The organism is Salinisphaera aquimarina (assembly GCF_042643355.1).
Taxonomy (GTDB): domain Bacteria; phylum Pseudomonadota; class Gammaproteobacteria; order Nevskiales; family Salinisphaeraceae; genus Salinisphaera; species Salinisphaera aquimarina.
In genome coordinates, this window is sequence record NZ_JBHRSS010000001.1 from 275,861 (window position 1) to 300,317 (window position 24,457).

Annotated in this window: 22 protein-coding genes; 8 read left to right on the plus strand and 14 right to left on the minus strand. The window is 62.1% G+C overall.

Annotated elements, in window-relative coordinates:
• Window positions 1-202: 202 nt before the first annotated feature.
• The 4 genes from ACFOSU_RS01255 (at window position 203) to ACFOSU_RS01270 (ending at window position 4,897) form a co-directional block, all read left to right on the plus strand.
• Entirely contained in the window at window positions 203-1,849 is a 1,647-nt protein-coding gene (locus ACFOSU_RS01255) for a thiamine pyrophosphate-dependent enzyme (RefSeq protein WP_380685649.1), read from the plus strand.
• A 118-nt stretch (window positions 1,850-1,967) separates the two neighbouring features.
• Window positions 1,968-3,149, plus strand: a complete 1,182-nt coding sequence (locus ACFOSU_RS01260) for an amidohydrolase (protein WP_380685651.1) — start codon at window positions 1,968-1,970, stop codon at window positions 3,147-3,149.
• Between the two features lie 63 nt (window positions 3,150-3,212).
• Window positions 3,213-3,437 (plus strand): hypothetical protein, encoded by a 225-nt coding sequence (locus ACFOSU_RS01265; RefSeq protein ID WP_380685653.1) that lies wholly within the window; start codon window positions 3,213-3,215, stop codon window positions 3,435-3,437.
• Window positions 3,434-4,897 (plus strand): sodium:solute symporter family protein, encoded by a 1,464-nt coding sequence (locus ACFOSU_RS01270; protein ID WP_380685655.1) that lies wholly within the window; start codon window positions 3,434-3,436, stop codon window positions 4,895-4,897. Before ACFOSU_RS01265 ends, ACFOSU_RS01270 begins: the two co-directional genes overlap by 4 nt.
• Window positions 4,898-4,913: 16 nt before the next feature.
• Here ACFOSU_RS01270 and ACFOSU_RS01275 read toward each other — a convergent pair whose 3' ends face one another.
• The 4 genes from ACFOSU_RS01275 to ACFOSU_RS01290 all read right to left on the minus strand — a co-directional run bounded on the left by ACFOSU_RS01275 (window position 4,914) and on the right by ACFOSU_RS01290 (window position 9,561).
• Window positions 4,914-5,789: a CobW family GTP-binding protein gene (locus ACFOSU_RS01275; RefSeq protein WP_380685657.1), complete on the minus strand. Its 876-nt coding sequence runs from the start codon at window positions 5,787-5,789 to the stop codon at window positions 4,914-4,916.
• 13 nt (window positions 5,790-5,802) lie between these two features.
• On the minus strand, window positions 5,803-7,425 hold the full coding sequence (locus tag ACFOSU_RS01280; protein ID WP_380685659.1) for an amidohydrolase: 1,623 nt from the start codon (window positions 7,423-7,425) through the stop codon (window positions 5,803-5,805).
• Between the two features lie 106 nt (window positions 7,426-7,531).
• On the minus strand, window positions 7,532-8,587 hold the full coding sequence (locus ACFOSU_RS01285) for an aldo/keto reductase (RefSeq protein WP_380685662.1): 1,056 nt from the start codon (window positions 8,585-8,587) through the stop codon (window positions 7,532-7,534).
• Between the two features lie 80 nt (window positions 8,588-8,667).
• Entirely contained in the window at window positions 8,668-9,561 is an 894-nt protein-coding gene (locus tag ACFOSU_RS01290) for a LysR substrate-binding domain-containing protein (protein WP_380685664.1), read from the minus strand.
• A gap of 116 nt (window positions 9,562-9,677) precedes the next feature.
• Here ACFOSU_RS01290 and ACFOSU_RS01295 point away from each other — a divergent pair, with 116 nt between their 5' ends.
• Complete coding sequence (locus ACFOSU_RS01295) at window positions 9,678-10,286, plus strand: NAD(P)H-dependent oxidoreductase (RefSeq protein WP_380685666.1); 609 nt, start codon at window positions 9,678-9,680, stop codon at window positions 10,284-10,286.
• Window positions 10,287-10,589: 303 nt separating this feature from the next.
• On the opposite strand, the gene ACFOSU_RS01300 is transcribed toward ACFOSU_RS01295, so the two are convergent.
• The 7 genes from ACFOSU_RS01300 to ACFOSU_RS01330 all read right to left on the minus strand — a co-directional run bounded on the left by ACFOSU_RS01300 (window position 10,590) and on the right by ACFOSU_RS01330 (window position 17,106).
• Complete coding sequence (locus ACFOSU_RS01300) at window positions 10,590-11,372, minus strand: transporter substrate-binding domain-containing protein (RefSeq protein ID WP_380685668.1); 783 nt, start codon at window positions 11,370-11,372, stop codon at window positions 10,590-10,592.
• A 164-nt stretch (window positions 11,373-11,536) separates the two neighbouring features.
• Window positions 11,537-12,265: an ABC transporter permease gene (locus tag ACFOSU_RS01305; protein ID WP_380685670.1), complete on the minus strand. Its 729-nt coding sequence runs from the start codon at window positions 12,263-12,265 to the stop codon at window positions 11,537-11,539.
• Window positions 12,265-12,978 carry an ABC transporter permease gene (locus tag ACFOSU_RS01310; RefSeq protein ID WP_380686436.1) on the minus strand — a complete coding sequence of 238 codons (714 nt, stop codon included), beginning with the start codon at window positions 12,976-12,978 and terminating at the stop codon, window positions 12,265-12,267. Before ACFOSU_RS01310 ends, ACFOSU_RS01305 begins: the two co-directional genes overlap by 1 nt.
• A 21-nt stretch (window positions 12,979-12,999) precedes the next feature.
• The gene (locus tag ACFOSU_RS01315) at window positions 13,000-13,770 is read right to left on the minus strand and encodes an ABC transporter ATP-binding protein (RefSeq protein ID WP_380685672.1); all 771 of its coding nucleotides are present in this window, start codon (window positions 13,768-13,770) and stop codon (window positions 13,000-13,002) included.
• A gap of 177 nt (window positions 13,771-13,947) precedes the next feature.
• Complete coding sequence (locus tag ACFOSU_RS01320; RefSeq protein WP_380685674.1) at window positions 13,948-14,685, minus strand: IclR family transcriptional regulator; 738 nt, start codon at window positions 14,683-14,685, stop codon at window positions 13,948-13,950.
• On the minus strand, window positions 14,669-15,592 hold the full coding sequence (locus tag ACFOSU_RS01325; protein WP_380685676.1) for an NAD(P)-dependent oxidoreductase: 924 nt from the start codon (window positions 15,590-15,592) through the stop codon (window positions 14,669-14,671). Before ACFOSU_RS01325 ends, ACFOSU_RS01320 begins: the two co-directional genes overlap by 17 nt.
• Before the next feature lie 44 nt (window positions 15,593-15,636).
• Window positions 15,637-17,106, minus strand: a complete 1,470-nt coding sequence (locus ACFOSU_RS01330) for an aldehyde dehydrogenase (protein ID WP_380685678.1) — start codon at window positions 17,104-17,106, stop codon at window positions 15,637-15,639.
• 210 nt (window positions 17,107-17,316) lie between these two features.
• Here ACFOSU_RS01330 and ACFOSU_RS01335 point away from each other — a divergent pair, with 210 nt between their 5' ends.
• The 3 genes from ACFOSU_RS01335 (at window position 17,317) to ACFOSU_RS01345 (ending at window position 20,780) form a co-directional block, all read left to right on the plus strand.
• A complete protein-coding gene (locus tag ACFOSU_RS01335) occupies window positions 17,317-18,123 on the plus strand; it encodes an N-acyl homoserine lactonase family protein (RefSeq protein ID WP_380685680.1) in 807 nt (268 codons plus the stop codon).
• Window positions 18,124-18,197: 74 nt separating this feature from the next.
• Window positions 18,198-19,514, plus strand: a complete 1,317-nt coding sequence (locus ACFOSU_RS01340; protein ID WP_380685683.1) for an MFS transporter — start codon at window positions 18,198-18,200, stop codon at window positions 19,512-19,514.
• Window positions 19,515-19,535: 21 nt separating this feature from the next.
• The gene (locus ACFOSU_RS01345) at window positions 19,536-20,780 is read left to right on the plus strand and encodes an alpha/beta fold hydrolase (protein WP_380685685.1); all 1,245 of its coding nucleotides are present in this window, start codon (window positions 19,536-19,538) and stop codon (window positions 20,778-20,780) included.
• A gap of 257 nt (window positions 20,781-21,037) precedes the next feature.
• Here ACFOSU_RS01345 and ACFOSU_RS01350 read toward each other — a convergent pair whose 3' ends face one another.
• From ACFOSU_RS01350 to tcuA, 3 genes are all read right to left on the minus strand, one after another.
• Window positions 21,038-21,709, minus strand: coding sequence for a GntR family transcriptional regulator (locus tag ACFOSU_RS01350; RefSeq protein ID WP_380685687.1), 672 nt, complete (start codon window positions 21,707-21,709; stop codon window positions 21,038-21,040).
• A 171-nt stretch (window positions 21,710-21,880) separates the two neighbouring features.
• The gene (gene tcuB, locus ACFOSU_RS01355; protein WP_380685689.1) at window positions 21,881-22,999 is read right to left on the minus strand and encodes a tricarballylate utilization 4Fe-4S protein TcuB; all 1,119 of its coding nucleotides are present in this window, start codon (window positions 22,997-22,999) and stop codon (window positions 21,881-21,883) included.
• Window positions 22,986-24,401 (minus strand): FAD-dependent tricarballylate dehydrogenase TcuA, encoded by a 1,416-nt coding sequence (gene tcuA, locus ACFOSU_RS01360; RefSeq protein ID WP_380685691.1) that lies wholly within the window; start codon window positions 24,399-24,401, stop codon window positions 22,986-22,988. The genes tcuB and tcuA overlap by 14 nt, the downstream gene beginning before the upstream one ends.
• Between the last annotated feature and the right edge of the window lie 56 nt (window positions 24,402-24,457).

The following is a 24,457-nucleotide window of genomic DNA, read 5'->3' on the forward strand; positions in this document are numbered from 1 at the left end:
CGGAGACGCTAGTGCTGTTTGACCTGCGCTATCGCAACGGCGCTACCCCTACCCGGACGCCGGCGCGGCCGACCGTTAGCGCAGACCAGCACAAGACGCGCCGACCCACAGCAGATCGGTGTCGAGCAAGAGTGTCGGATCCTCGATTATTGCAGATTCGCGACCGGACCGACTTCGAATCGGCAGTTGCGAGGAGTAACGCATGAGCACAAAGCACGCTGGCCAGGTGATTGTCGATTCGCTGGCCCTGCATGACGTCAAGCGCGTATTCGCTGTCCCTGGCGAGAGTTATCTGGCCGTGCTCGACGGGCTCTACGATACCGGTATCGAAACCGTCGTCTGCCGCCAGGAAGGTGGCGCCTGCTATATGGCCGAAGCCCACGGCAAGCTCACCGGCGCGCCGGGTGTGGCGCTGGTCACGCGCGGGCCCGGCGCGGCCAACGCCAGCGTGGCCATACACGCGGCCTGGCAGGATGCCACGCCGCTGGTGCTGTTCATCGGCCTGATCCCGGTCGCCAGCCGCCAGCGGGAGTCGTTCCAGGAATTCGATCCGCAGGCCTGGTTCGGCACCCAGACCAAGCGCGTCTTCGTACTGGATCAGGCCGAGCGGGCATCGGAGATCGTCGCCGAGGCGTTCTTTGCCGCGCAATCGGGGCGGCCCGGGCCGGTCGTCGTCGGCCTGCCCGAGGACGTCATCACCCAGCAGATCGAGGCGACCCTGCATCCGGTGCTCCCCGTGGCCGAAGGCGCGGTCTCCGCTGTAGATTACGAGCAGTTCAAGTCGGCGCTCGCCGGCGCCGAGCGACCGCTGATATTTGCCGGTGGGCCGCGCTGGACCGAGCAGGCCGCGGCCACCATCACTCGCTTCGCTGAAACCAACGGTATCCCGGTGATTCATGACTGGCGGGCGACCGACCGCGTGTCGTTCGATTCGCCCGTCAATGCCGGCTGGCTGGGCTATGGCCGCAACGAAACGGCCGTGCGCATGTTTGCCGATGCCGACGTGTTGTTGGCCATCGGCGCCGTGCCGACCGACGTGCCGACCGACGGCTATACCCTGCGTCAGGCCATGGACGCTACCAATATTCTGGTCAATATCGATACCGCCCTGCGTGGCCGAAGCGGGGCGGTCGCGCAGCACATCGTGGCCACGCCGGCGGCCTTCGCCGCCGCGGTCGAAGACCTCGATCTGGGCCGTGCCGCGGACTGGAACGCCTGGCGTTCGGCAGGCCGCGAGGCCCAGGCCGAAGCATCGGCATTGCCGAATCCGGATAGCCTGGCGCCGACAGCCGCCGGCACCGCGCACATGAGCGTCGTCGTCAACGAAATCGTCGCGCGTCTGCCTCGCGATGCGATCCACTGTTTCGGCGCGGGCAACCACTGTTTCTGGGCCCAGCGCTATCTGCCGACCCATGTGTTTCCGAGTCAGTTGAGTGTGCGCAATGGCTCGATGGGCTACAGCGTGCCGGCCGCGGTCGCGGCGTCGCTGGAATGCCCCGAGCGCCTGATCGTGGCGATCGCCGGCGACGGCGAATTTCTGATGAACGGCCAGGAACTGGCCACCGCCATGCAGTACGGCGCCGCCATGCTCATCGTGGTCATGGATAACCAGCAATACGGCACGATCCGGGCCCACCAGGAAAAACATTACCCGGGCCGCGTGAGTGGCACGCAGTTGCACAACCCCGATTTCGCGGCCCTGATGGCCGCGTTCGGGGGGCACGGCGAAACGGTGAGTGCGAGCGATCAGGCCGCCGGCGCCGTCGAGCGTGCGCTGGTCGCCGTCGCCGAGCAACGCCGGCCGGCGCTCATTCACGTGATCACCGATCAGCAGGTCGGGTTCGCCTGAGACCATGGATGCCCGCGGCCAGGGTCCGCATCCATGATGACTGGGGCTCAACTGCGTGGAAGCGTTTGCTGTGCAATACTAATTTCGTCGTTTCAAACTGCCGTTTCCCTGCTTCGCCATGACCACTGAAACACTCGACAGACTGGTCGAATTCCGACATGACCTGCACCGGGAGCCCGAGCTGGGCTTCGAGGAGCGCGATACGTCGCGCAAGGTCTGTGCCTATCTCGATGCGTTGGGCGTGGAATACGTCAGCGGTATCGGCCAGACCGGTGTCGTCGCCTGGATCGTCGGCTCGGCCGGTAAGAGCGACGCCACGGTTGGCCTGCGTGCCGATATGGATGCGTTGCCGATCGAGGAGAAAAGCGGCGTGGCCCACACATCGACACGGGCCGGGCGCATGCACGCCTGCGGCCACGACGGTCACACGAGTATGCTGCTGGGCGCGGTCGAGCACCTGACGGCACACGACGACTTCGCCGGCACGGTCTATTTCGTGTTCCAGCCGGCCGAGGAAGGCGTCGGTGGCGCGACGGCGATGATCGAGGATGGCGTTTTCGAGCGCTTCGACGTGCGCGAAATCTACGCACTGCACAACTGGCCGGCACTGCCGATCGGGCAGTACGGTCTGATACCGGGGCCGATCATGGCCTGTGGCGATCGAGTCGATATCACCATCCACGGCCGCGGCGGCCACGGTGGCCTGAACCCGCACGGCTGTATCGATCCGATCCGGATCGCCGCCGAGCTCGTACACAAGGCGCATACCATCATTGCCCGCGAAGTCGATCCGTTGAGCCCGGCGGTGCTGAGCATCTGTGCCCTGCAAGCCGGCGACCTGAGCGGTTTTGCCGTGATTCCGGACACCGCGAAACTCTGCGGCACCATTCGCGCGCTCGATGACGCCACGCGCGAGATCGTGCGCTGTCGCCTGCGCCGGCTCTGCGAAAGCCTCGAGCACTATTACGGCGCCGAGATCGAGCTCATGATCGAAGACAAGTTCAGCGTGACCTTCAACGACCCCGCCGCAACCGAAACCGCGCGCGAGGTGATCGGCAGCTGCTTTGGCGAAGACACATTGGCGCCGAACTACAAGCCCTGCATGGGCGGCGAGGATTTCTCCTACATGCTCGCCGAGCGCCCGGGCGCCTATATCCACGTCGGCTCCGGCGACGACGATCACAGCCGTGGCCTGCACCATCCCGAGTACGACTTCAACGACCGCATCATGCCGGCCGGCATCCAGCTGTTTACCGAGCTGGCACGAAAATCGCTTGAAAAACAACAGACGCAGGCTTGAGTCCGCGCCGCGCGTGATTCGTCGCGCCAGCAGACAGCCTGCCTCGTCCAAAGGAGCGCGCTTATGGCCACCGGCCGCACAAGGAACGTCACCAAGCCGTACATCATCTTCGTGGTGGTGCTCTTCCTGCTCATGATCTTTCCTTTCTACGGGCTCGCCAACCGTGTATTCCCGCTGGTGCTCGGCCTGCCGTTCGGACTGTTCTGGGTCGTGCTTCTGGAGGTGATCGCATTCGTCGCGCTGTGCTGCTTCTACCGCTATGAGTACGGCAACGGGGGCCGGTCATGAGCAATTGGGTATTCGCGCTGGGCTCGATGCTGGTGTATCTGATGTTCGCCTTCGTGATCGGGCTGCTGGCGGGGCGCAAGCGATCGTTCTGGTCGGTGTCCGAATACGCGGTCGCGGACCGCGGTCTGGGCCTGATCGTGATCTGGTTCATGATGGGCGGTACCGTATTCAGCGCGTTCTCCTTCCTCGGCGGGCCGGGCATGGCTTTCTCCAAGGGCGCGGCGTCGTTCTTCGTGCCGGCCTATATCGCGCTCGGCAACCTGCCCTGGTATTTGCTCGGGCCGAAGGTGGGCCGCATCGGCGCGCGCAAGAACTTCTTCACCATGGGCGACTTCCTGGGCGACCGCTATCAGTCGAAGGCACTCACGGTGCTCGTGGGCGTGATCTCGGTGCTTGCCTTCATCCAGTACCTGACCCTGCAGATCAAGGGCATGGCGTTCATCTTCAACATCCTCACCGACGGCGTGATCCCGTACTGGTTCGGCGCGCTGCTGGCCTACGGCATCGTCTGCGCCTACGTGGCGACCTCCGGGGTCCGCGGTGCGGCCTGGAGCGACGTGCTGCAGGGCGCATTGATGCTGATCGTGGCCTGGACCGTGGGCTATTACCTGGTCTATACGCTGCAGGGCAGCCCGACCGACATGTTCACTGCCATCAACGCGGCCAAGCCGGGTTTTCTGACCATCGGCCAGGATGGTTCGCAGATGTCCGGTATGGCGTACTCGACCGTTATTCTCGTGTCGGCGCTGGGTTTTCTGATGTGGCCGCATCTGTTCACCAAGTCGTATACGACGACCGAGAAGCGCATCAAGATCACTACGATGGCGTTCCCGCTGTTCGGCATCTTCCTGGTGCCGGTGCTGTTCGTCGGCTTTGCCGCCATCGGCGTGGTCGCGCCCAACGCGCTGGAAAGCTCGAACCAGATCCTGCCGTATCTGGTCACCCACAATCTCGGCGCCAACGGCTGGCTGTACGGTCTGATCGGCGCCGGCGCGCTGGCCGCGGCGATGTCGTCGTCGGATGCAATCACTCACGGCGGCTCGGTATCGCTGGGCCGTGACGTGATCCTGCCGTTCAAGCCGGATATGGACGAGCGCACGCAGGTCTGGATCATGCGTGTCGGCGTGGTCGTGATCGGGGCGGCGGCCTACTGTCTGTCGATCTTCGGGGCCGCGGGCATTATCGCGCTGCTGGTCGGTGCCTACGGGTCGATCGCCCAGTTCGTGCCGGCGGTCTATGGCGCCCTGATGTGGCGGCGCGGGACCAAGCACGGCGCCATCGCGGGGATGGTCGTCGGTATTGGTGTGAACTACTACTTCCAGATCGTGGCGGAGTCGACGCCGCTGGACATGAACGCCGGCATCGTCGGCCTGTTGTGCAATATCGTGGTGTTCGTGGCGGTCAGTCTGATGACGCGGCCGGTGTCCGCCGAACTCGCCGACGAGTACGCGAACGCCTGAGCGTGACCCGTTGGCTTCAGAGCCGGCGTAGCGCGTCGATCAATGCGTCGAGGGCTTCGCCGGGGTAGCCGATGAGGACCAGCGCGCGGGTGTTTCGTGCGCGGGTCGGGGTGAACACGAGACGGCCGCCGGCCAACTGAACCACGTGGCACGTGCCGGCCGCGTCGTTGGCCTGTACCAAGCCTTTGGCGCGTACCAGCGCGGGTGCGGCGTCGGCCAGCAGCGCCTCGAGCGCGGCGATATCGACGGCCCCGTCAAAGGCCACGCTTTCGGTTACGAGCGGGCCGGCGCCAGGCGCTGCCCGGCCCCGAGGATGCGCGGGTTGCGGCGGATGGCCGGCTTTCTCGAGCGTCGTGGCCGCCGCGGGATTGATCACGGCGATCCGCTGCAGCACGTCGGCGCGCTCGCCGTCGCTAAGCCAGTCGATGCGGTTGATACGCAGGTGGGACACCTCGCGTATCTGGGCCGTGAAGATGTCGTCGATCGCGGTATCCGCGGCGTGGCGCGCGAAGGCGCTGGCATCCAGCAGCGTCTCGGCGTGATCGAGCCGGTAGCCGCGGGCGGCGTCGAGCAGCTGCATGAGCGGCCGCGGCCGGGCGATACCGCTGGCCTCGAAGACCAGATGTTCGGGATGTTGTGGCCATTGCCGAATATTGCGTAGCTGCGCGGACAGATCGCCCGCGATACCGCAACAGGCGCAGCCGTTGCTCAGCCGCAGGATGTCGTCATCCCGAGACTCGATCAGTTCGGCATCGATATTGATACGGCCGAAGTCGTTGACCAGGAACAGCGCGTTCGCGATTTCGCCGCTCGCGATCAGCGTATTGATACGGGTGGTCTTGCCGCTGCCCAGAAAGCCGCAGAGCAGGGTGGCGGGAATGGGCGAGGTCACGGTCCGTGGCCTCTCAGCCGCCGCCGGTCGGACGCCCGGACAGCAGCGTGTCGTGTACGCCGATTTCCTTGAGCGGTGTGTCGGTCGTCAGCGGGTCCTCGTCGAGCACGGTGATATCGGCGAACTTGCCCGGTTCGAGGCTGCCGATGCGGTCGTCCATACGCAGCGTGAAGGCCGCGCCCAGGGTGATCGCCTCCAACGCGCGGGTGCGGCTGATCTTCTCCGCCTCGCCCAGCGTCACGCCGCGGGCGGTTTCGCGCGTGGTGGCACACCATGCCGTGAACAGCGGCGAGATCGGGGTGACCGGCGCATCGCAGTGGATGCCGAAGGTGATGCCCATGCGGTCCGCGCTCGCGGCCGGTTCCAGGCGCTGGCAGCGATCGTAGCCCAGCGTCTTGACCAGATGGATATCGCCCCAGTAATAGATATGGTTCGAAAAGATGTTCAGGCAGGCGCCCAGGCGCGCGACACGTCGTAGCTGGTCCTGGCGGATCAGCTGCACATGCTGAAGCGTATGCCGGTGGTCGGGCCGCGGCCACATCGCCAGGGCTTCATCCAGCGCATCCAGAATCACGGTGACCGCTTCGTCGCCGTTGGTATGCACGTGCATATGCAGCCCGGCCTGGTGGTAATGCTGCACCATGTCGTGAAAGGTCTGCGGCGGCGCGTTCCAGACGCCGTTGTCCGGGCCGGTGAGATAGCCCGGCCACTGCAGGCGGGCGGTGAAATTCTGGATCGCGCCGTCGGTGACCAGTTTGACCAGACCGAACTGCAGCCGCTCGTGGTTGTATTCGAGCGCCTGCTGCACGCGTTCGCTGCCGGCCTGTGGATCCCAGGCGAGCGCGTTGAGCGCGGGCACCAGGCGGACCGGGAAGTCCTCGGCCGCGGTGGCCTCGCGCAGTGCGACGATCGCGGCATCGCTCATCGGATTGAGCAGATCGGTGATCGTGGTCACGCCCTCGCGCCGCGCGGCCTGGGCGTAGCGATTCAGGGCGCGGGTATCGGAGGCGCCCTCGAAGATATCGAACGCGAGCGCGTCGAACACCGGATGCATGGCGGCGAACTCCTCGACCACGCCGCTGGGCCGGCCCTGCTCGTCGCGCACGATGCCTTCCATATCCAGGTCATCAAGGCCCGCCTGACGGATGGTCGCGCTGTTGACGAACATCACGTGCAGGCTGGCATGAATGACCACGATCGGCCGTGTCTCGCTGACCGCGTCCAGCAGTCGCCGGTCGATGGTCGCGTCGTCGAAATAGACCGGGTCCAGCCCCCAGGCAATGAGCGGGCTTTCGTTATCGCCCTGATCGACATGTTCGGCAAGACGCTGCTGGACCGCATCGGGCGTCTTCAGGCCTTCCCATAGCTGGCCTTCCGGATCGCGCCGGTCGAAGTAGCCCAGATAGAGATGGTTCCAGACCGAACCTTCCAGGGCATGGCTATGGCCCTCGACAAAACCGGGCACCAGCACCTTGTCGGCATAGCGATCATCGATCGTCACCGCGCCGAAACGCTGTATTTCTTCCACGGGCCCGACGCCGAGCACGCGCCCGCCCCGGACCGCCACGCACTGGCCCGTGGGCTGGGACGGATTCATCGTATGAATGGTCTTGGCGGTATAGGCGGTGATCGTCATTGCAGTCCGGACGGCTGTTCAGGAAGGGCCGTCCAACATAGTCAGCCAGACCGGTATCCGCAAGACGACCGCCGTCCACGCCATGCGGTGAACGGCGGCCTCGTCCTCAATCGCCCATATGGTTGGCGTGCAGTACCCGGTCCGCCTCGCCGAAGCGATCCGAGGCATTGCCGTTCTGATGCCAGTAGGGATACAGCAGCGGCGGCCGGCTGACTTTTTCGATGGCCGCGATTTCGTCATCGGCCAGTTGCAGTTCGGCAGCAGCGAGGTTGTCGTCGAGCTGCTGTTGCTTGCGCGCACCGATCACCGCGGTGGTCACGCCCGGCCGGCCTGTGATCCAGGCTAGCGCGACCTGGGCGGCGGAGACGCTGTGCGCCTCGCCGACCTCGACCAGCGTCTCGATCAAATCGAACAACTGCTCCTCGTCGCGGATCGGCGGCTCTTCCCAGCCCTCGGCGAAGCGCGTGCCTTTGGGCTGCTGCTGGTTGCGGCGATACTTGCCGGAGAGCAGGCCGCCGGCAAGCGGGCTCCAGATCATGGTGCCGAGACCGGAATCGACGGCCATCGGCATCAGTTCGTATTCGGCTTCGCGCGCCTGCGCCGTGTAGTGGATCTGCTGGCTGATCGGCTTTATGAAGCCTTCGCGCTCGCATACCGCCATCACCTTCATCGCATGCCAGGCCGAGAAGTTGGAGATGCCGTAGTAGCGGATCTTGCCGTGGCGAACCAGGGTGTCGAAGGTTTCCAGTGTTTCCTCCAGCGGTGTGGTGCCGTCCCACATGTGCATCTGATAGAGATCGATATAATCGGTGTTCAGGCGCTTGAGACTGGCCTCGATCTGCTGGCGGATATGGATACGCGACAGGCCGCCGTCATTGGCGCCGTCGCCCATCGGAAAACGCACCTTGGTAGTGAGCAGTACATCCTCGCGCTTGCTCTTGAGCGCCTTGCCGAGAATGCGCTCCGACTCGCCGCCCGAATACATATTGGCGGTATCGAAGAAATTGACGCCGTGCTCGATGCTCTTGTCGATGAGCTTGCGTGCGCCGGCGACGTCGGTATCACCGAGCTTGGACATGAAGCCTTCGCCGCCGAAGGTCATGGTGCCCAATGTCAGCTTGGACACCTTGAGGCCGCTGTTGCCGAGGATGCGGTATTGCATGGAGCGCTCCTTGATTGGCTGTACCCATCAACCTTGGTACGACGGGCGCTGCGTTCAAATGCGACGGGGGGACCGCTTGTTCAGAGCAGCGCGCCGAGGCGACCGGCGAGGAAATCCAGCAACAGCGTGATCCGCAGCGCCAGCGGCGTGTTGCGGTAGTAGACCGCGTTGATCACCTGAAAACGATCCTGGGTCAGCTCGGGCAGCACCGGTACGAGCAGGCCCTTTTCACGGTCGCTACGGGTCATGAAATCGGCCAGACAGACGATCCCTTCGCCTGCGAGCGCCAGACTGCGCAGGGTGCTGCCGCTGGAGGCCGACAGCGTGGGCTGCACCTGCAGATCCTCGGCGTGTTCATCCAGCAGCGGCCAGCGGTTGAGCTGATCGAGCTGGTTGAAGCCGAGCAGGCTGTGCGATGCCAGTTCGGCCACGTTTTGCGGCGCGCCGTGGGATGCCAGATACGCCGGACTGGCGAGCACCTGCAGCCGGCTGCGACCGAGCGGACGCGCATGCAGGGTGGAGTCGGCCAGCGCACCGATGCGGATCGCCACATCGGTGCGCTGTTCGAGCAGGTCGATGACGCGATCGTGGGTATCCAGCTCAAGGCTGATCTGCGGGTAATGCGCACGAAAGGCGCCGATGAGCGGCACGATCACCTCCTGCATGAAGCTGGGCGCGGCATTTACACGTAGCCGCCCGGCCGGTTGCTGGCGATGGAGCGCCATTGCTTCCTCGGCTTCATCGACCGCGGCACGAATGGCCCGGGCATGGGTGAGGAATTCATGGCCCTCCTGAGTGAGCTCCAGCCGCCGTGTGGTCCGCCGCAGCAGCGTCGTCGCGAGCTTCTTTTCCAGCCGGCCGAGCGCTCGGCTGACACCGGAGGTGGTCTGGCCCAGCTGCTCGGCCGCGGCCGTGATCGAACCGGCGTCGACGACGGTCACGAATGCCTGCTGTTCCTCGAAGGTCGTGTTCATTGTTGATCGGTAGTCAATAATGCTTTGCAGTTTAGCCCGTTTGTGCATGGGAAAGGAGGGCGCACACTGCGCGTCAATCGCGACGATCGGTCGCAGCAGATCCAAGGGAATCACAGATGAATATATTGCTGATCAACGGCCAGAAGCCGTTCGCCCATTCGGCCGGACGACTCAACACCACGCTGCACGACACCGCGGTGGAAACGCTTGGCGCGCTCGGCCACACGCTGCAGCAGACCATCGTCGACGACGGCTATGACGCCGACGCCGAAGTACAGAAATATCTGGACGCGGACGTCATCGTCTACCAGATGCCCGGCTGGTGGATGGGCGCGCCCTGGAGCCTCAAGCGTTATCTGGATGAAGTGCTCACCGCCGGCCACGGCTCGCTCTATGCCAGCGATGGTCGCAGCCGTCACGATCCGAGTCTCATGTATGGTTCCGGCGGCCTGTTGCAGGGGCGCCGCTACATGCTGTCGCTGACCTGGAATGCGCCAAAGGAAGCCTTCGACGAACCCGGCAATTTCTTCGAGGGCCGCGGCGTGGACGGTGTCTATTTTCCGTTTCACAAGTCCCAGACCTTCCTCGGCCTCGAGGCCCTGCCGACCTTTCTTGCTACCGACGTGATCAAGGCGCCGGATGTAGACGCGACCGTCGCCCGCTATCGCCGTCATCTGGAAGATACCTTCGGCGTGGTCGAAAACAGCCGTACCGGCACCGGCTAGCGGTAAAGCCACATAGCCGTGTCGGACGCCGCTCGATCCATTGCCCTGTAGGACCGGATGAAACGCTCGATACCCGCTTGGCTCGGGTTTCTGGGGTGATGTTGGCTGGAGTGGACTCGATCGATGCCGGAAAGACTAAACATCCGCTGTCGTTTTCCTGGCCCCGTGAAGCAACCGTTTTTTAAAAAAATCCGGTCTCCATCGAGTGGAAACCGGATTCTCGGGGGGTAGGCGGTCAAGCAATACTTCAAGTGAACCGCATCAGGGCGGCGAGGCGGGCCTTTCTCCCGCAACGGCCGCGGCTTACCGAGCGCCGTCCTCCGAGTGGAAGTACTTGTCGTAGATCTTGTCGTAAGTGCCGTCTTCCTTCAGTTCGGCCAGGGCCTTGTTGAATTTGGCGGCGAGATCCTTGTCGCGTTGGCGAAAGGCGATGCCGAAGCCGTCGCCGAAGTATTTCTTGGGCTCGGTGAGCTTCTTGCCGATGGTCTTGTAGTTCTTGTCCTCCGGCTCGAGCAGGCCGGACAGACCGGTGGGGAAGTCGAAGAACGCCGCGTCGAGGCGGCCGGTGTCCATGTCGACGATCACGTCATCAGCGTTGGCATAGCGCTTGATCGTGGCTTCGTCGCCGAACATGTCGGTGACGTAGTCGTCCTGGACGGTGCCGCGCTGCACGCCGATATCCTTGCCCTTGAGCGAGGCCTTGGTCGGCGCGTCGATATCGCTGTCATCGGGTACGAACCAGGCCGAGGGCGGCACGATGTATGGGTCGGAGAAGAGCAGCTGCTTGCTGCGCTCCTTCGTGATCGTCATCGACGACATGATGGCGTCGAACTTGCGCGCCTTGAGGCCGGGAATGATGCCGTTCCAGGATTGCTCGGTCCAGCTGCATTCGAGCTTCGCCTGCTTGCACAGGGCATTGCCCAGATCGATGTCGAAGCCGGTCAGGCTGCCGTCCGGATTCTGGTATTCCATGGGCACATACGGCACGTTCGTGCCGATACGCACGTTATCGCCGCGCGCCGCCGCGGTGCCGGCCGTGGCGCAGAGCGCAGCACCGATGAGCGTGGTGGTGATCAGTTTCTTCATTGTGGCGGTTCCCTCGAAAAGACGGCAGTTCAACAGTTGGCTACCTGAGCGATGTGCGATGGCGCCGGCGTCCGGCGCGTTGCGGTACCCGGAAAACGAATGCATGAATCGCTCCAGCTATGCCTCATCCTAGCGAACTCGACGGCGCGCGGTCACATGCGCGCTCAGCTTGCGGTCTTCAGATGCCGAAGCAGGCGTTTTTCCAGCAGGCGGAACGTGCCCTGGATGGCGAAGCTCAACGCCATGTAGATCAGCGCAACGAATATGAACGCCGGGAACGGCGTGTAGAAGCGTGAATAGACGAAATAGGCGGCTCCGGTGAGGTCCATGATCGTTACCGCGCTCGCGATGGCGCTGGCATGCAGCATGAAGATCACTTCATTGCCGTAGGCCGGCAGCGCGCGCCGGAACGCGCTGGGCAGCACGATCCGCCGGTAGGTCTGCGCGGTCGACATGCCGTAGGCGCGCGCGGCCTCGAGCTCGCCGCGCGGGGTCGCGCGGATCGCGCCGTGAAAGATTTCCGTGGTGTAGGCGGCGGTATTCAGGGTGAAGGCGAACAGCGCCGGATACAGTGGGTCCTCGATGAAGAACCACAGCCAGGTGTCCTGAATGCCCGGCACGAACGCAAAGCCGTAATAGGCCAGATACAGCTGGATCAGCAGCGGCGTGCCGCGGAATACATAGGTGAAGAACCAGACCGGCCCGTTAACCCAGACTCGTTTCGAGCCGCGCATGATCGCCAGCGGCACCGCCACGATCAGCCCGATCACCAGTGAAACGAATACCAGCTGTACGGTGCTGACCAGCCCGTCCCAGTACTGGGCCAGCGTCGCCGGGGTGAAGATGTCGTTGCCCGTGAGCCAGGGCGCGACGTGCGTCAGCCACTGTTCCATCAGGCGTCCTGGCCCCGGGTCTCGAAGCCGGTGTCGTAGCGCTTGCGCAGCCAGAGCATGACCACTTCCGATACGCTGCTCATCGCCAGATAACCGATCGCCACAGGCACCATGAACAGAAACGGCTCATGCGTGGCCTTGGTCGCCCGGTCGGCCACCAGCACCATGTCGGTCAGGCCGATGATCGATACCAGCGCAGTGCTCTTGAGCAGAACCAGCCAGTTGTTACCCAGCCCCGGCAGGGCGTGGCGCATCATCAGCGGAAAACGTACCCGCCGGAACACCAGCCAGGGGCTCATACCGTAGGCGCGCGCGGCCTCCATCTGGCCCTCGTCCACGGCCAGGAACGCGCCGCGGATCGTCTCCGCCATATAGGCGCCGTAAATGAAGCCCAGGGTCGCCACGCCTGCGATGAAGGGATTGATATTGATGAAGATATCGATATCGAAGGCGTCGTAAAGCTGATCGGTGATCATGTTCACGCCGATCTGGCCGCCATAGAACACCAGCATCATCATCACCAGATCGGGCACGCCGCGCACCAGGGTGGTATAGGTCATCGACAGCCAGCCGGCCATACGCGAGCCCGACAGCCGCGCACTCGCCGCGATCAGGCCCAGCAGCAGCGCCACCACCAGCGACAGCACGGCGAGTTCGAAGGTCAGCAAGGCGCCTTCGAGCAGGCGCGGGCCGTAGCCCTGAAAGTCGATCAATCCCATGAAAAGACCAGACGCCTAGAAGCGCGGCGCCAGAAACTGCTGGAGCCGCTCGGTGTTCGGGTTGGCCAGAATCTCGTGGGGCTTGCCGGCTTCCTCGACGCGGCCGTCGTGCAGGAAGATCACCTGACTCGACACCTCGCGGGCGAAGTCCATCTCGTGGGTGACCACGACCATGGTGCGGCCTTCCTCGGCCAGGCCGCGCATTACCTTGAGCACGTCGCCGACCAGCTCCGGATCCAGCGCGGAGGTGGGTTCGTCGAAGAGCATGACCTCGGGCTCCATCGCCAGTGCGCGGGCGATGGCGCCGCGCTGTTTCTGGCCGCCCGACAGCTGCGCCGGGAAATGATCCGCGTGCGAGGACAGGCCGACGCGATCGAGCAACGCCATACCCTGTTCGCGTGCCTGTTTGCGCGGCTGTTTGAGGACGTGGGTCGGCGCCTCGATGACGTTGTCGATCAGGGTCATATGCGCCCAGAGGTTGAAGTTCTGGAAGACCATCGACAGACGCGCCCGGATACGCTCGACCTGTTTCCAGTCCGCCGGGACGCGTTTACCGCGCTTTTGCGTGAACGCGATCGGCTCACCGTGGACCGTGATGTCGCCGGCATCGGGCTGTTCCAGCAGATTCATGCAGCGCAGAAAGGTGCTCTTGCCCGAGCCGGACGCGCCGATCATCGTGATCACATCGCCCTGGTGGGCGGTGAGCGAGAGCCCCTTGAGCACCTCGTTGCTGCCGAAACGCTTGTGCAGATTGCGGATAACCAGCGGAATAGAGGCATCGACCATGAAAACGCCATATAGGGCGGCTCTAGTGTTCTGGAGACGCCATTGGACAAGACAGAATTTTACATTCTATGGACTGATAGATATAGGAGGCGGCCTGGCCGAGTGAATTAGTAGCCGCTGTTTGCCTGGCCGACTTCGGGATCGTGGTGACAGCCAGCCTGAGTGGCCGGACAGACATTAGTTGTCGCGCGGCCATACCCCTCCGAGAACCTGGGTGAGCATACGGCTTTCGGATAGTAGAAGAGGGGTCATTTGTTCCACAGACGCCGAATCGAAACGATCTTTGGGTCCGGATAAGGAAATAGCGCCAACGAATAAACCGCGCGCGGCGAATATTGGGCATGCAATCGCGGCACACGACGGGTCACGCTCGCCAAAAGAGCTGAAGATAAGCGGCTCATCGTCAGCTATCGGCTTTCCAGACAAGTGATGGTAGTGAGCGATGACCTTTGCTGGTGCGCCGGTCTCGAGGGGAAGCAGGTCGCCGGTTTTCACATTGTCGAGCGTGGCGTGGTCGGAGTTCACGCGGAAGAGGCATATGCGTTGCGTATCGTTGTAGCGCATATGAAACGAGGCGCTCTGCGTGCCCCGAGCCACTAATTCCCGAAGGGTGGCCAACACGTGTTCTTCCAACTGGTGACTCGTGTCGTAAGCCCGGCCTAAACGGAAAGCAAATGGTCCAAGTTCATAGCGCAGATCGGGTCGCTGGACCAGAAGTGCGGCACGATCCAGGGACACCATGAGCCGCAGTATTGTGCTTTTGTAAAAGCCGGTCAGTCGCGACAACTCGGATAGCGACAATGGGTCAGCCGACTGCTCGACTGTGGCAAGAATCGTCAGCGCGCGGTCAACCGCAGCCACGCCGCCGTAGGCAGCAGGCTTGGATTCATCGGTGCGTTCATTGGGTGTTGCCAAACGGTTGATCATCCTCAAAAAGTAAGCTTATGGCGGGCGCATATTTGTCGCCGTGGCCCGCTGCTATGGCTTGGTCCAGCGTCTCGATCAGATTTCGGGCACCGCACGCATCCACGCCAACCTGCTCCGCCAGTTGAACGGCGTAGCTTATATCTTTGCGCGCATAACTTACAGGGAACGCCTTTTCCGGAAAGTTCTGCGGCAATATCGCTTTTCGACCGTGATTGGCCAAGGCAAAACTGTCGGCCGACCCGCTGGCGAACGCGTCGAACAGCACTTCCGGATCGATGCCTGCCCGTCGGCCGATCGCATGGGCTTCAGACAGGGCTAAGACCGTCTCGTATAGCACCATGTTATTGAGAATCTTGACAATCTGGCCGGCGCCGATATCGCCGGCGTGTCGTATATCGCTGGCGAAATGCGCAATCAGTGGCTCTATTTCGGCGAAAATCTCGCTTGACGCGCCGACCGGAACAGCGAGTGTGCCCGCTTCTGCCGCACTGCGCGTCCGCATCACAGGTGAATCGGCAAAATGCACACCACGTTCACGCAGCGCCTGAGCGACTTCGCGTGTGATATCCACGGGTGATGTGCTCAGATCCACGACAGTTTGACCCGCGCGTAAATGGTTGATGATCCCCTCGTCTCCGAAAAGCACTTCTCGTACGACCTCCCCGGAGGGCAGTGAAAGAAAGATGGTGGATACTTGCTCTGCCATCCCGGATGACTCAATACGCTTTGCCCCCAGTTCTTCGAGGCGTTTCATCGGCGCACCGTCTTGGTCGTTGACGAACACCTGCCGGCCGCTTTTGACAACGAGGTGCTTGCATATGGGCTCGCCCATCACGCCGAGCCCGATGAAACCGATGTTGTCGCCTGCTGGCTGTGAGGGATTGTTGTTGTTCATGACGTCACTCTCGGGAAAAATTGTAAGTGGGGCGTACGAGCCTGTTACTCGGGACTGGAATCCAGTTGCCAGTACAACGCTTTGCTCTGCTGATAGAGTCGAACCCCGGACAGGCCTTTCTCGCGCCCGATGCCGCTGTCCTTGAATCCACCAAACGGTGTGGAAATTGAAAGCTGTTTATAGGTATTGATCCATACCGTTCCTGCTTGAAGGCGCCGGGCAATACGCCAGCCGCGCCGATAATCGGCTGTCCAGATTCCGGCCGCCAGGCCGTAGGCGGTATCGTTGGCTTGGCCGACGAGATCGTCCTCATTGTCAAAAGGCAGGATGCAGAGCACGGGCCCGAAGATTTCTTCGCGAACCGCGGTGGCATCATTCGAAAGACCGGCGATTAGAGTTGGGCGATAGAAGGCCCCGGCGCTCAATCTCTCTTCCTGGGGGCGGTAGCCCCCGGCAAGAATTTCTGCCCCATCAGAGCGAGCCGACTCGATCATTGCCTCAATGTGCTCTCTCTGACGAAATGTCGCGATCGGCCCCATCTGCGCGCCGTCTGCATCAGGCAGATCGACACGGATCTGATCCGCTCTGGAGACGAGTCGCTCCACTACTTCGTCGTAGATACGGCGCTGAACAAAGAGCCTGGATCCGGCTACACAGGATTGCCCACTGCCTTGAAATATGCCGTCGATGATGCCCGTGATGGCAGCATCCAGATCGGCGTCGTCAAACACGATGTGGGGCGACTTTCCACCGAGCTCCAAAGCAGTCGGGATAAGACGCTGCGCTGCGGCGCCGGCGATCGAACGACCGCTGGCTGTTCCGCCTGTAAATGACACCATCCGCACGCCCGGGTGGGCGACGAGCTCGCGCCCGACTGTCGCTCCAGGTCCCGTAACAACGTTCAGCAGCCCGCTTGGCACCCCGGCTGATTGGGCGATGCGTGCGACCGCCAGCCCGGCCGAAGGCGTCACTTCCGATGGCTTAAGTACCACGGCATTACCGGCGGCGAGGGCCGGAGCAATCTTCTGAGCCTCCATTGTCAGCGGCGAGTTCCAAGGGGTTATGGCCGCGACCACTCCGTAGGGCTCGTAGACGGTCATGGAGAGATAGTCACCGCGTGCGGGTGTCACCTCGGAGCCAAGTGTCTCGCACGCCGCTGCGAAGTACCGATAAACCGATGCGGCGCCCGCGACCTGCGATTGGCATTCACGCCAGACCTTGCCGTTTTCCAGCATCTGCAGACGCGCCAATTCGTCGCTGTTGGCGTCGATGCCGTCAGCGATCTTATGGAGCAGCCGTGCGCGCTTGTGGGCTTGCATTGTGCGCCAGCCTGGCTCATCGGCAGCAGCCCGAGCCGATGCCACTGCCATATCGACGTCAGCCTTGGTGGACGTCGATACGTGGTAATTGACTTCGCTGGTCGCTGGATTGATCGACGGCAATGCATCGGTCTCTCGTGTGATCCACGTCTCACCGATGAGCATCGGCTTCACAAGCTCCGGGTCTGGTCGCATCTATCGTTTCCTTCCAGTGGATTCGGTCTGTGTGCCTGTCGCACAACACGCTACTTTAGTCGTAATATGGTCTGTCAGTAAGACCGTTCGATCTGTCTGATGGTATGGTTGTGCAGCGGCGAGAGCTTGTCAAGCTAGATAAAAAAACGTCCGCTTCTAAATAATTATTTAAAACAGACAGATGCGCCAGATAGCCGGCAGGACGAACACATGGGCGAATTCAGCAGCGTGATGCCGAGCAAGGAAGTTTTCGAGGTCTATGCCATTCGATATGCGACGGTCGAGCGGCGCGCGTCTGAAAATTTCATTGGCGGCGATCCGCATGAAGCCGGCTCATCGATGGACTTCTTCGTATGGGTCGCACGGTCGGCCCAGCGGGTCGTTGTCATTGATACGGGCTTCAACAAGGTTGCTGCCGAGACCCGCAAGCGCACGTTTCTTCGTTGCCCAAGCGATGGTCTTGCCATGCTCGGCGTCGAAGCCCGCGAGGTAGAGACGGTGGTTCTGACGCACCTGCATTACGATCATGCGGGCAACATGAGCCTGTTTCCGAATGCCCGATTCGTAATTCAGGACAGCGAGGTGGCGTTCGCTACCGGACGCCAGATGCGGCATGGCTTTCTGCGCCATGCATATGATGTTGAAGACGTCGCCGATCTGGTGCGTTCGGTCTACGCCGAGCGTGTGGATTTTGTCGACGGCAGTGCCGAACTGTTTCCCGGCATGCATGTTCATCACGTTGGCGGGCACTGTGCGGGATTGCAGATCGTCCGGATATGGACCCGCGACGGTTGGCTGGTGCTCGCCTCCGACGCGACCCATTACTACGCGAATATCGAGACGCAGACGCCATTTCCGATCGTATTTGACGTCGGTCAGATGCTTGCGGGTTTTGAAAAAGTGCGCGCGTTGGCCGACGCGCCCGAATTGATTGTGCCCGGACACGATCCCGAGGTCATGCAACGTTATGCGCCCCCTGACAGCACGATGTCCGGGGCCGTTGTGCGCCTGGCTTGAGCGGACGTCGTTTCTGAAATCCGGTAATGCCCGTATCCGTGTGATCCGAACATAACACCACCGAGGAGTTGCTGATGACCACAAAAGCAAACGCACGCCATCACTCACCGGCCATGATGCGTCGCGTGATGACCGCAAGTTTTATCGGCACGACTGTCGAGTTCTACGATTTCTTTCTCTATGGCACGGCGTCTGCGCTGGTCTTCAATAACCTGTTCTTCCCCCAGTTCTCGGATCTTGCTGGCACCATCGCCGCATTTGGAGCCTTTGCCGCGGGCTTTATCGCGCGGCCGATCGGTGGATTGGTCTTTGGCCATTTCGGCGATCGGGTCGGACGAAAATCCATGCTGATCTACAGCCTGGTCGGCATGGGTGTGGCAACGACGGCCATCGGATTTCTGCCTACCTACGCCCAAGCCGGTCTGATTGCGCCGACGTTGTTGGTGCTATGCCGGCTCATTCAAGGTTTCGCCGTAGGCGGTGAATGGGGTGGTGCCGTTCTGATGGCCGTGGAACATGCGCCTGATAACCGCCGTGGACTGGCCGGGAGCTGGACGCAGGCTGGGGCACCGGCCGGGCTTGTTTTGGCGACGGGCGCCTTCGGTCTGTTCTCGCTTTTGCCGCCCGACGCCTTCATGAGCTGGGGCTGGCGCGTGCCGTTCATGTTGAGCGCGCTGCTCGTCGTTCTCGGCCTAGTGATTCGGCTCAAGATGGAAGAATCGCCCGAATTTGAGGCGGTCCGGAAATCGGGCAATCAATCCCGTATGCCGTTGGTTGACGTGGTCAAGCGACACCCTCTGAATATCGTGCTTGCTGCCGGTGCCTGCATGGCGCCCTTCGTCAATTTCTATTTCTTCGCGGTCTTCATTCTCACTTATGCCACCCATACTCTGGGAATGGATCGTGGGCCGGTCTTGATTATTGTGGCAATTGCCTCGGCGATCGAGGTGGCGACTATTCCGCTGGTCGCATCGTTATCAGATCGCCTGGGCAGGCGTCGGGTGTTTCTTTTTGGTGCGGTACTGTTCGGGCTATACGCCTATCCGTTCTTCTGGATCAGTTCAGCCGGGAGTGATTCAGTCCTGACACTGGGCGTTCTATCAGTCATCGGTCTGAGTCTCGTGCATCCGTTCATGTATGGACCGATGGCCGCTCTGTTCGCTGAAATGTTTTCGCCTGCGGTCCGTTACAGCGGTGCGTCGCTGGGCTACCAGATCGGCGCAATTCTGGGTGGCGGGTTTGCGCCGTTGATCATGACTTATCTTTTGGATACGGGGTTGGGCGCGGTTAATGTGCTTCCGCCGTACCTGGTAATTGTCAGCGTCCTGACATTTATAGCTGTTTTCTTTGCGACGCAGCCGGGTCGGCACTTGGCCGTCGATGCACGCTAGGCCAAGCGAATGATGCATAACATGCGCCATTTGGACACACTGCACAGGCAACGATGGCAGGAGGCGTGCGGCCGCGATCGTGACTTGGCAGGTCTGGCTATCGGCGCCGATGTAAGCTTCGCGATTTCCTGTGGAGACACGCACGCAGTCTTTACGTTCTGCAATGGCTACTGCCAGAGCGATTCGGGTCGACAGCCGGCATTTACGCTGGTTGCGGACGACAGTGACTGGGAGACGTTCTTTCTGAAAGAGCCGCCGCCCGCATATCAGAGTTTCTTTGGAATGCTCATGCGGGTGAGTTCCGCGAGCATTGCCGGAGATGAACTCGTGATGGCGCAGCACGCGCATTTGGTACGACGTGTGCTCGACATAGGACGCGAGACACTGGCAGGCACATGCGTCGAACCGGATCCAGTGCGTCGATCCAAGGCCGACCTGTCAGCGGGCTATGTAGAGATCGAAATCGACGGGGAGTCGTTGGATATATTCTATGAATCGGCCGGCCACGGGCGCGATGTCTTGTTGCTTCATACTGCGGGCGCGTACGCCCGCCAATACCATGGCCTGATGGCTGAAAGCGCGTTGACCGAGCGTTGCAGGTTGGTGGCGTTCGACTTGCCAGGGCATGGAAGGTCAGATGCATTGCCCGGTGTGGCGCCGGCGGATTACTCGCTCACCACCGAGCTCTACGCGCAGATCATCCTCAGCGTGATCTCGCAGCTTGATCTGGATCGACCGGTTCTGAGCGGCTCGTCAATGGCGGGGGAGATTTGTCTGGAAATGGCATTACGATCGGCTGATCGTCTGGCCGGCGTGATCGCCTGCGAGGCCAGTGATTATGTGCCTGGGCGAACCACACCTTGGGCCAGGCATCCGCGGGTGAATCAGTCTCTATTTGTCCCGGAGTGGATCAATGGTTTGATGGCGCCACACACTTCCGCCGCATGCCGTCAGCAGGTCTGGTGGGGATACTCGCAGGGCGGCTACGCGACGTTCGCTGGCGATATAGATTTCTACACCGGCGAGTGGGATGCGCGAGAGCGTGTGGCGTCTATAGATACTGCGGTGTGTCCTGTGGTCATGCTGACAGGTGAGTATGACTATTCATGTACGCCCGAGATGTCGAAAGCGACTGCGAAGAAGATTCCCGGTGCCGTCTACTGGACAATGCCTAAATTGGGTCATTTTCCAATGGCAGAGCATCCGTCGGTATTCGCCACCCATTTCATTCGCGCACTGGATCTCATCGAAGTCGATTCTGAGTGAACTCGCCGGGCAAAGACTGCAGCTTATCGGTGCGTCAGCCCGTAGGATTAAGCAATAATATCCCTAATTGCCGGAAGGCGAGGTAGTGATTGAAGCTATATCCGCAGTCGAGGACCTTTTGTCTCGGCCGAGTTAGCGCTGCGCAGCATTATAGACTCGACGCGTGCGTCCGACAGACTGACCGAAGCCGACCATATGTGAACGCGATCAGCGTGATCTCGGGAGATTCAGGTCATGCGCCAAGAGCTCATTTCATATCAGGGGTCGCTGGTCTGCGAACCGGACATCAGCCGTTCGCGCATCAGCTTGAGGCGTGCCCGTTGCGCGCTGCGAATATGCTGGCGTGCCGCAATCTCGGCTTTTTCGAGATCGCGTTCCGCGATCGCCGACACGATCGCCAGATGCTCGGTATGGGCGGTCTCATGCCGGCCCTCGACGCGCAGCGACGTGCCGCCGAGCAGGGTCATGGAATCGCGCAGGCCCAGCAGCGCGCGTTCGAGAAAGCGGTTGTGGGCAGCACGATACAGCGAGGCATGAAAGACCCGGTTGAGATCGGCGAGTTGTTTCGGATTGTCCCCGATTGCGGGCTCGGCGGAAATCAGTTCCTCGAGTTCCTCTATTTCCGCGGGCGACGCATGACGGGCGGCGAAGCCGGCCGCCGAACCCTCGAGTATCTCGCGCAGATCGTAGAGCTCCATGGTTTCCTGGTGATCGAGCTTGGAGATCACCGCGCCGTGGCGGGGGACGAAAGAAACCAGTCCGTCGCTTTCCAGGCGCCGGATGGCCTCGCGCGCCGGCGTGCGGCTGATGCCGAGGCGTTCGGCGATCTCGACTTCGCGCACACGCGTGCCCGGCTGGAGATTTCCGGCCTGGATCTCTTCCTTGAGGCGTAGATATGCGGTTTCGCCGCGGGACACATTGCCGGCCATGGAACCGATGCCTTATAAATTGGGGAACAGTGAATACACGCCGTCAGTTCCGGCGCGCCATCTTTGTACGGCCGAGCTTACCCGATCGCCCAGTCCGCAGCGACGGCCGATCGAATGGTCGAGACTACTCGCCGGACACGGCTCGACGCTTCAGCGATTTGGCCCGGATACTCAATCGCTCCGTGCGGCCCGTTGCTCGTGGGCATGGCGGATCAGCGCCGCAACACGATAGATCGCGTGCACGAACTTGCCATAGGGCAGGGTCACGAACAGGGCGAACACGACGCCCAGATGGATCGCCAGCAACAGGCCCATTGCCGCGGTCGAACGAAACGCCAGCAACAGCAGACCGGTCACGCTGGTCAGCAACAGCATCCAGATGAAGGTATGACCCATGTCGAACGGCTTGCCCTGCGTGATGTCGCGGTCCCGGCGTCTGCGTTCCACCAGCAGACCGATCGGGCCGATCAGCAGACCGAGTCCGCCGAAAATGCCCAGCACGACGGTCGGATGCCAGACCGGATAGGGCGCTTCCCAGCCGAAGTAGTGGAACAGCGTGCCCGAAGAGGTCGAGGCAAAACACAGCATGAAGCCGCCGGAGGTGAAGTGATGCAGCAGCCGGCGCTTGTCGCGCGGGCGTTCACCGTCGTTCATGCAGCCGCGGCCGCCGCCGTCCAGATAACGCAGTGTCACCGCATCGCGGGTGGCCTGCCAGATCGAGCCGGCCGCCAGCCGGTCGATCGGTTCCGACGCCTGCCAGAACCGGCGCACGCTCATCGACATGGCAACGATCGCGTAAACGAACGCCGCGCCGAACAGCAGGGCCATCGCGTTGTGCGGCAGCAGGCGATAGAACGCGCCCGGGCCGGTGTGGACGTCGAACAGGGCTGCCGGGCTGCTCAGCAGAATCAGGCCGATGATGAACGCGGCGACCGAGACTGCTGCGATCAGCCCGATCCACAGGCCGTTGCGCTCGAATACGCGCGCAAACATCCGCGGCCAGGCATAGCGTGCGTAGGTCTCCTCGCGAAGCTCGGCCATCGCCACCGGCACGTTGATCGCAAACTCGTGCGGCGGCACGTACTGGCAGCCATAAAAGCAGGCGCCACAGTTGTGGCACAGGTTCGCCAGATAATCGACGTCGCCGCCGGCGAAATCGCGCCGCAGTTCCATCGCCGGGAACACCGCGCACAGTCCTTCGCAATACCGGCAGGCATTGCAAACGGTCATCTGGCGGGCTGCTTCTTCCTGCGTGCCGCTGGCCAACGTGGCGAGATTAAGCGTGGACATGCTGTGCGGCTCCTGTGCCTGCGATACGACCGAATACGCTGCCGATGGTCATGCCGATACCGGCCAGATAGCCCTGGCCGAGCACGTTGCCGGCCATGATTTCGCCGGCCGCGAGCATGTTCTTGGATACGCGGCCGTCGGCCATGATCATGCGGGCGTTGCGATCGACCTTGACGCCCAGATACGTGAATGTGATGCCCGGCCGCAGGGTGTAGGCATAGAACGGCGGCGTATCGATCGGCCGCGCCCAGTGCGATTTGGGCGGCTCGAGGCCTTCGGTATTGCAATCGTCATGGAGGGTGTGGTCGAAGTCGCCGGGCTGGCAGGCGGCATTGAAACGATCAATGCTTGCCTGCATCCGCGCCGGATCGAGGCCGATCTTGCCCGCCAGTTCCTCGAGCGTGTCGGCACGCTCGGGCGGAAACACCGACGGCATGAACAGGCGGATCGATTTCTCGTCGATGATCACATGCCCGATCTGGTCCGGCTGCGCGGCGATCAGCCGGCCCCAGATGGCATAACGCTTGGGCCAGAAATCCTCGCCCTCGTCGTAGAAGCGCTCGGCCTCAGCATTCAGGACCACACCGAAGGGCACGCAGTCCAGGCGCGTGACGATGCCGCCGTCAAACTTTGGCGCGCGGCCGTCGATCGCCACCGCATGGCCTTGGGTCGCATCGCCGACCTGCTCGACACCGTGATCGAGCAGCAGCCGCAATATCTCACCGCGGTTGTACGGTGTGCCGCGAACCAGAAAATTCCGTGCCCCAGGCCCCCAGGCTTCGGCCAGCCATTCCAGATTGGCCTCGAAGCCGCCCGAGGCCGCAATGAAGGTGTGCGCGGCAATGCACTCGCGCCGATTGTCATGTTCGATCACGGCACTGCGAAAAAAGCCGTCCTCGATATTCAGGTCGACCAATGTCGTGTCGTAGCGAAACTCCACGCCGAGCTTCTCGGCGGCTTCGTAGAGCGTGTTGAGCATGGTCCGCCCGCCGCCCAGAAAGAAGGCATTGGTGCGCCCCAGCGACAGCGTGCCGCCCAGCGACGGCTGGAAACGCACGCCCTGGGCCCAGAGGAAGTCCCAGAGTTCCCTGGATTTATCCAGCGTCATCTGAGCGAGTTCGTGATCGGTCTCGCCCTTGGTGACGCGCAACAGATCATCCCAGAATTCATCCACCGGATAGGGCCCGGTCAGGATGCCATTGCCAGCATCGTGAGCCACCCGCATGTTGCGGGTATGGCGGGTGTTGCCGCCGCGATGGGTTTGCGGTGCCCGCTCAACGACCAGCACCTGCGCTCCGGCGCGTGCGGAGGTTATCGCCGCGCACAGCGCCGCATTGCCGCCTCCGGCAATGAGCACATCGTATATCTTCTGGTCTGACGAGGGTTTACTGCCATCAGCCATGTCTGCTGATCACGATTCAGTTGAGTTGTTTTGGCTATTTTATACTAATGTATCCA

Excerpts from the sequence above, each read along its gene's own strand:
- ACFOSU_RS01285 (WP_380685662.1), bottom strand. The coding sequence starts at position 8,587 with ATGCAATACCGCATCCTCGGCAACAGCGGCCTCAAGGTGTCCAAGCTG.
- ACFOSU_RS01350 (WP_380685687.1), bottom strand. The coding sequence starts at position 21,709 with ATGGCCGGCAATGTGTCCCGCGGCGAAACCGCATATCTACGCCTCAAG.
- ACFOSU_RS01340 (WP_380685683.1), top strand. The coding sequence starts at position 18,198 with ATGACCACAAAAGCAAACGCACGCCATCACTCACCGGCCATGATGCGT.
- ACFOSU_RS01295 (WP_380685666.1), top strand. The coding sequence starts at position 9,678 with ATGAATATATTGCTGATCAACGGCCAGAAGCCGTTCGCCCATTCGGCC.
- ACFOSU_RS01270 (WP_380685655.1), top strand. The coding sequence starts at position 3,434 with ATGAGCAATTGGGTATTCGCGCTGGGCTCGATGCTGGTGTATCTGATG.
- ACFOSU_RS01325 (WP_380685676.1), bottom strand. The coding sequence starts at position 15,592 with ATGAACAACAACAATCCCTCACAGCCAGCAGGCGACAACATCGGTTTC.
- ACFOSU_RS01280 (WP_380685659.1), bottom strand. The coding sequence starts at position 7,425 with ATGACGATCACCGCCTATACCGCCAAGACCATTCATACGATGAATCCG.
- ACFOSU_RS01305 (WP_380685670.1), bottom strand. The coding sequence starts at position 12,265 with ATGGAACAGTGGCTGACGCACGTCGCGCCCTGGCTCACGGGCAACGAC.
- tcuB (WP_380685689.1), bottom strand. The coding sequence starts at position 22,999 with ATGTCCACGCTTAATCTCGCCACGTTGGCCAGCGGCACGCAGGAAGAA.
- ACFOSU_RS01330 (WP_380685678.1), bottom strand. The coding sequence starts at position 17,106 with ATGCGACCAGACCCGGAGCTTGTGAAGCCGATGCTCATCGGTGAGACG.
- ACFOSU_RS01290 (WP_380685664.1), bottom strand. The coding sequence starts at position 9,561 with ATGAACACGACCTTCGAGGAACAGCAGGCATTCGTGACCGTCGTCGAC.
- ACFOSU_RS01345 (WP_380685685.1), top strand. The coding sequence starts at position 19,536 with ATGCGCCATTTGGACACACTGCACAGGCAACGATGGCAGGAGGCGTGC.
- ACFOSU_RS01265 (WP_380685653.1), top strand. The coding sequence starts at position 3,213 with ATGGCCACCGGCCGCACAAGGAACGTCACCAAGCCGTACATCATCTTC.
- ACFOSU_RS01255 (WP_380685649.1), top strand. The coding sequence starts at position 203 with ATGAGCACAAAGCACGCTGGCCAGGTGATTGTCGATTCGCTGGCCCTG.
- ACFOSU_RS01315 (WP_380685672.1), bottom strand. The coding sequence starts at position 13,770 with ATGGTCGATGCCTCTATTCCGCTGGTTATCCGCAATCTGCACAAGCGT.
- tcuA (WP_380685691.1), bottom strand. The coding sequence starts at position 24,401 with ATGGCTGATGGCAGTAAACCCTCGTCAGACCAGAAGATATACGATGTG.
- ACFOSU_RS01335 (WP_380685680.1), top strand. The coding sequence starts at position 17,317 with ATGGGCGAATTCAGCAGCGTGATGCCGAGCAAGGAAGTTTTCGAGGTC.
- ACFOSU_RS01260 (WP_380685651.1), top strand. The coding sequence starts at position 1,968 with ATGACCACTGAAACACTCGACAGACTGGTCGAATTCCGACATGACCTG.
- ACFOSU_RS01300 (WP_380685668.1), bottom strand. The coding sequence starts at position 11,372 with ATGAAGAAACTGATCACCACCACGCTCATCGGTGCTGCGCTCTGCGCC.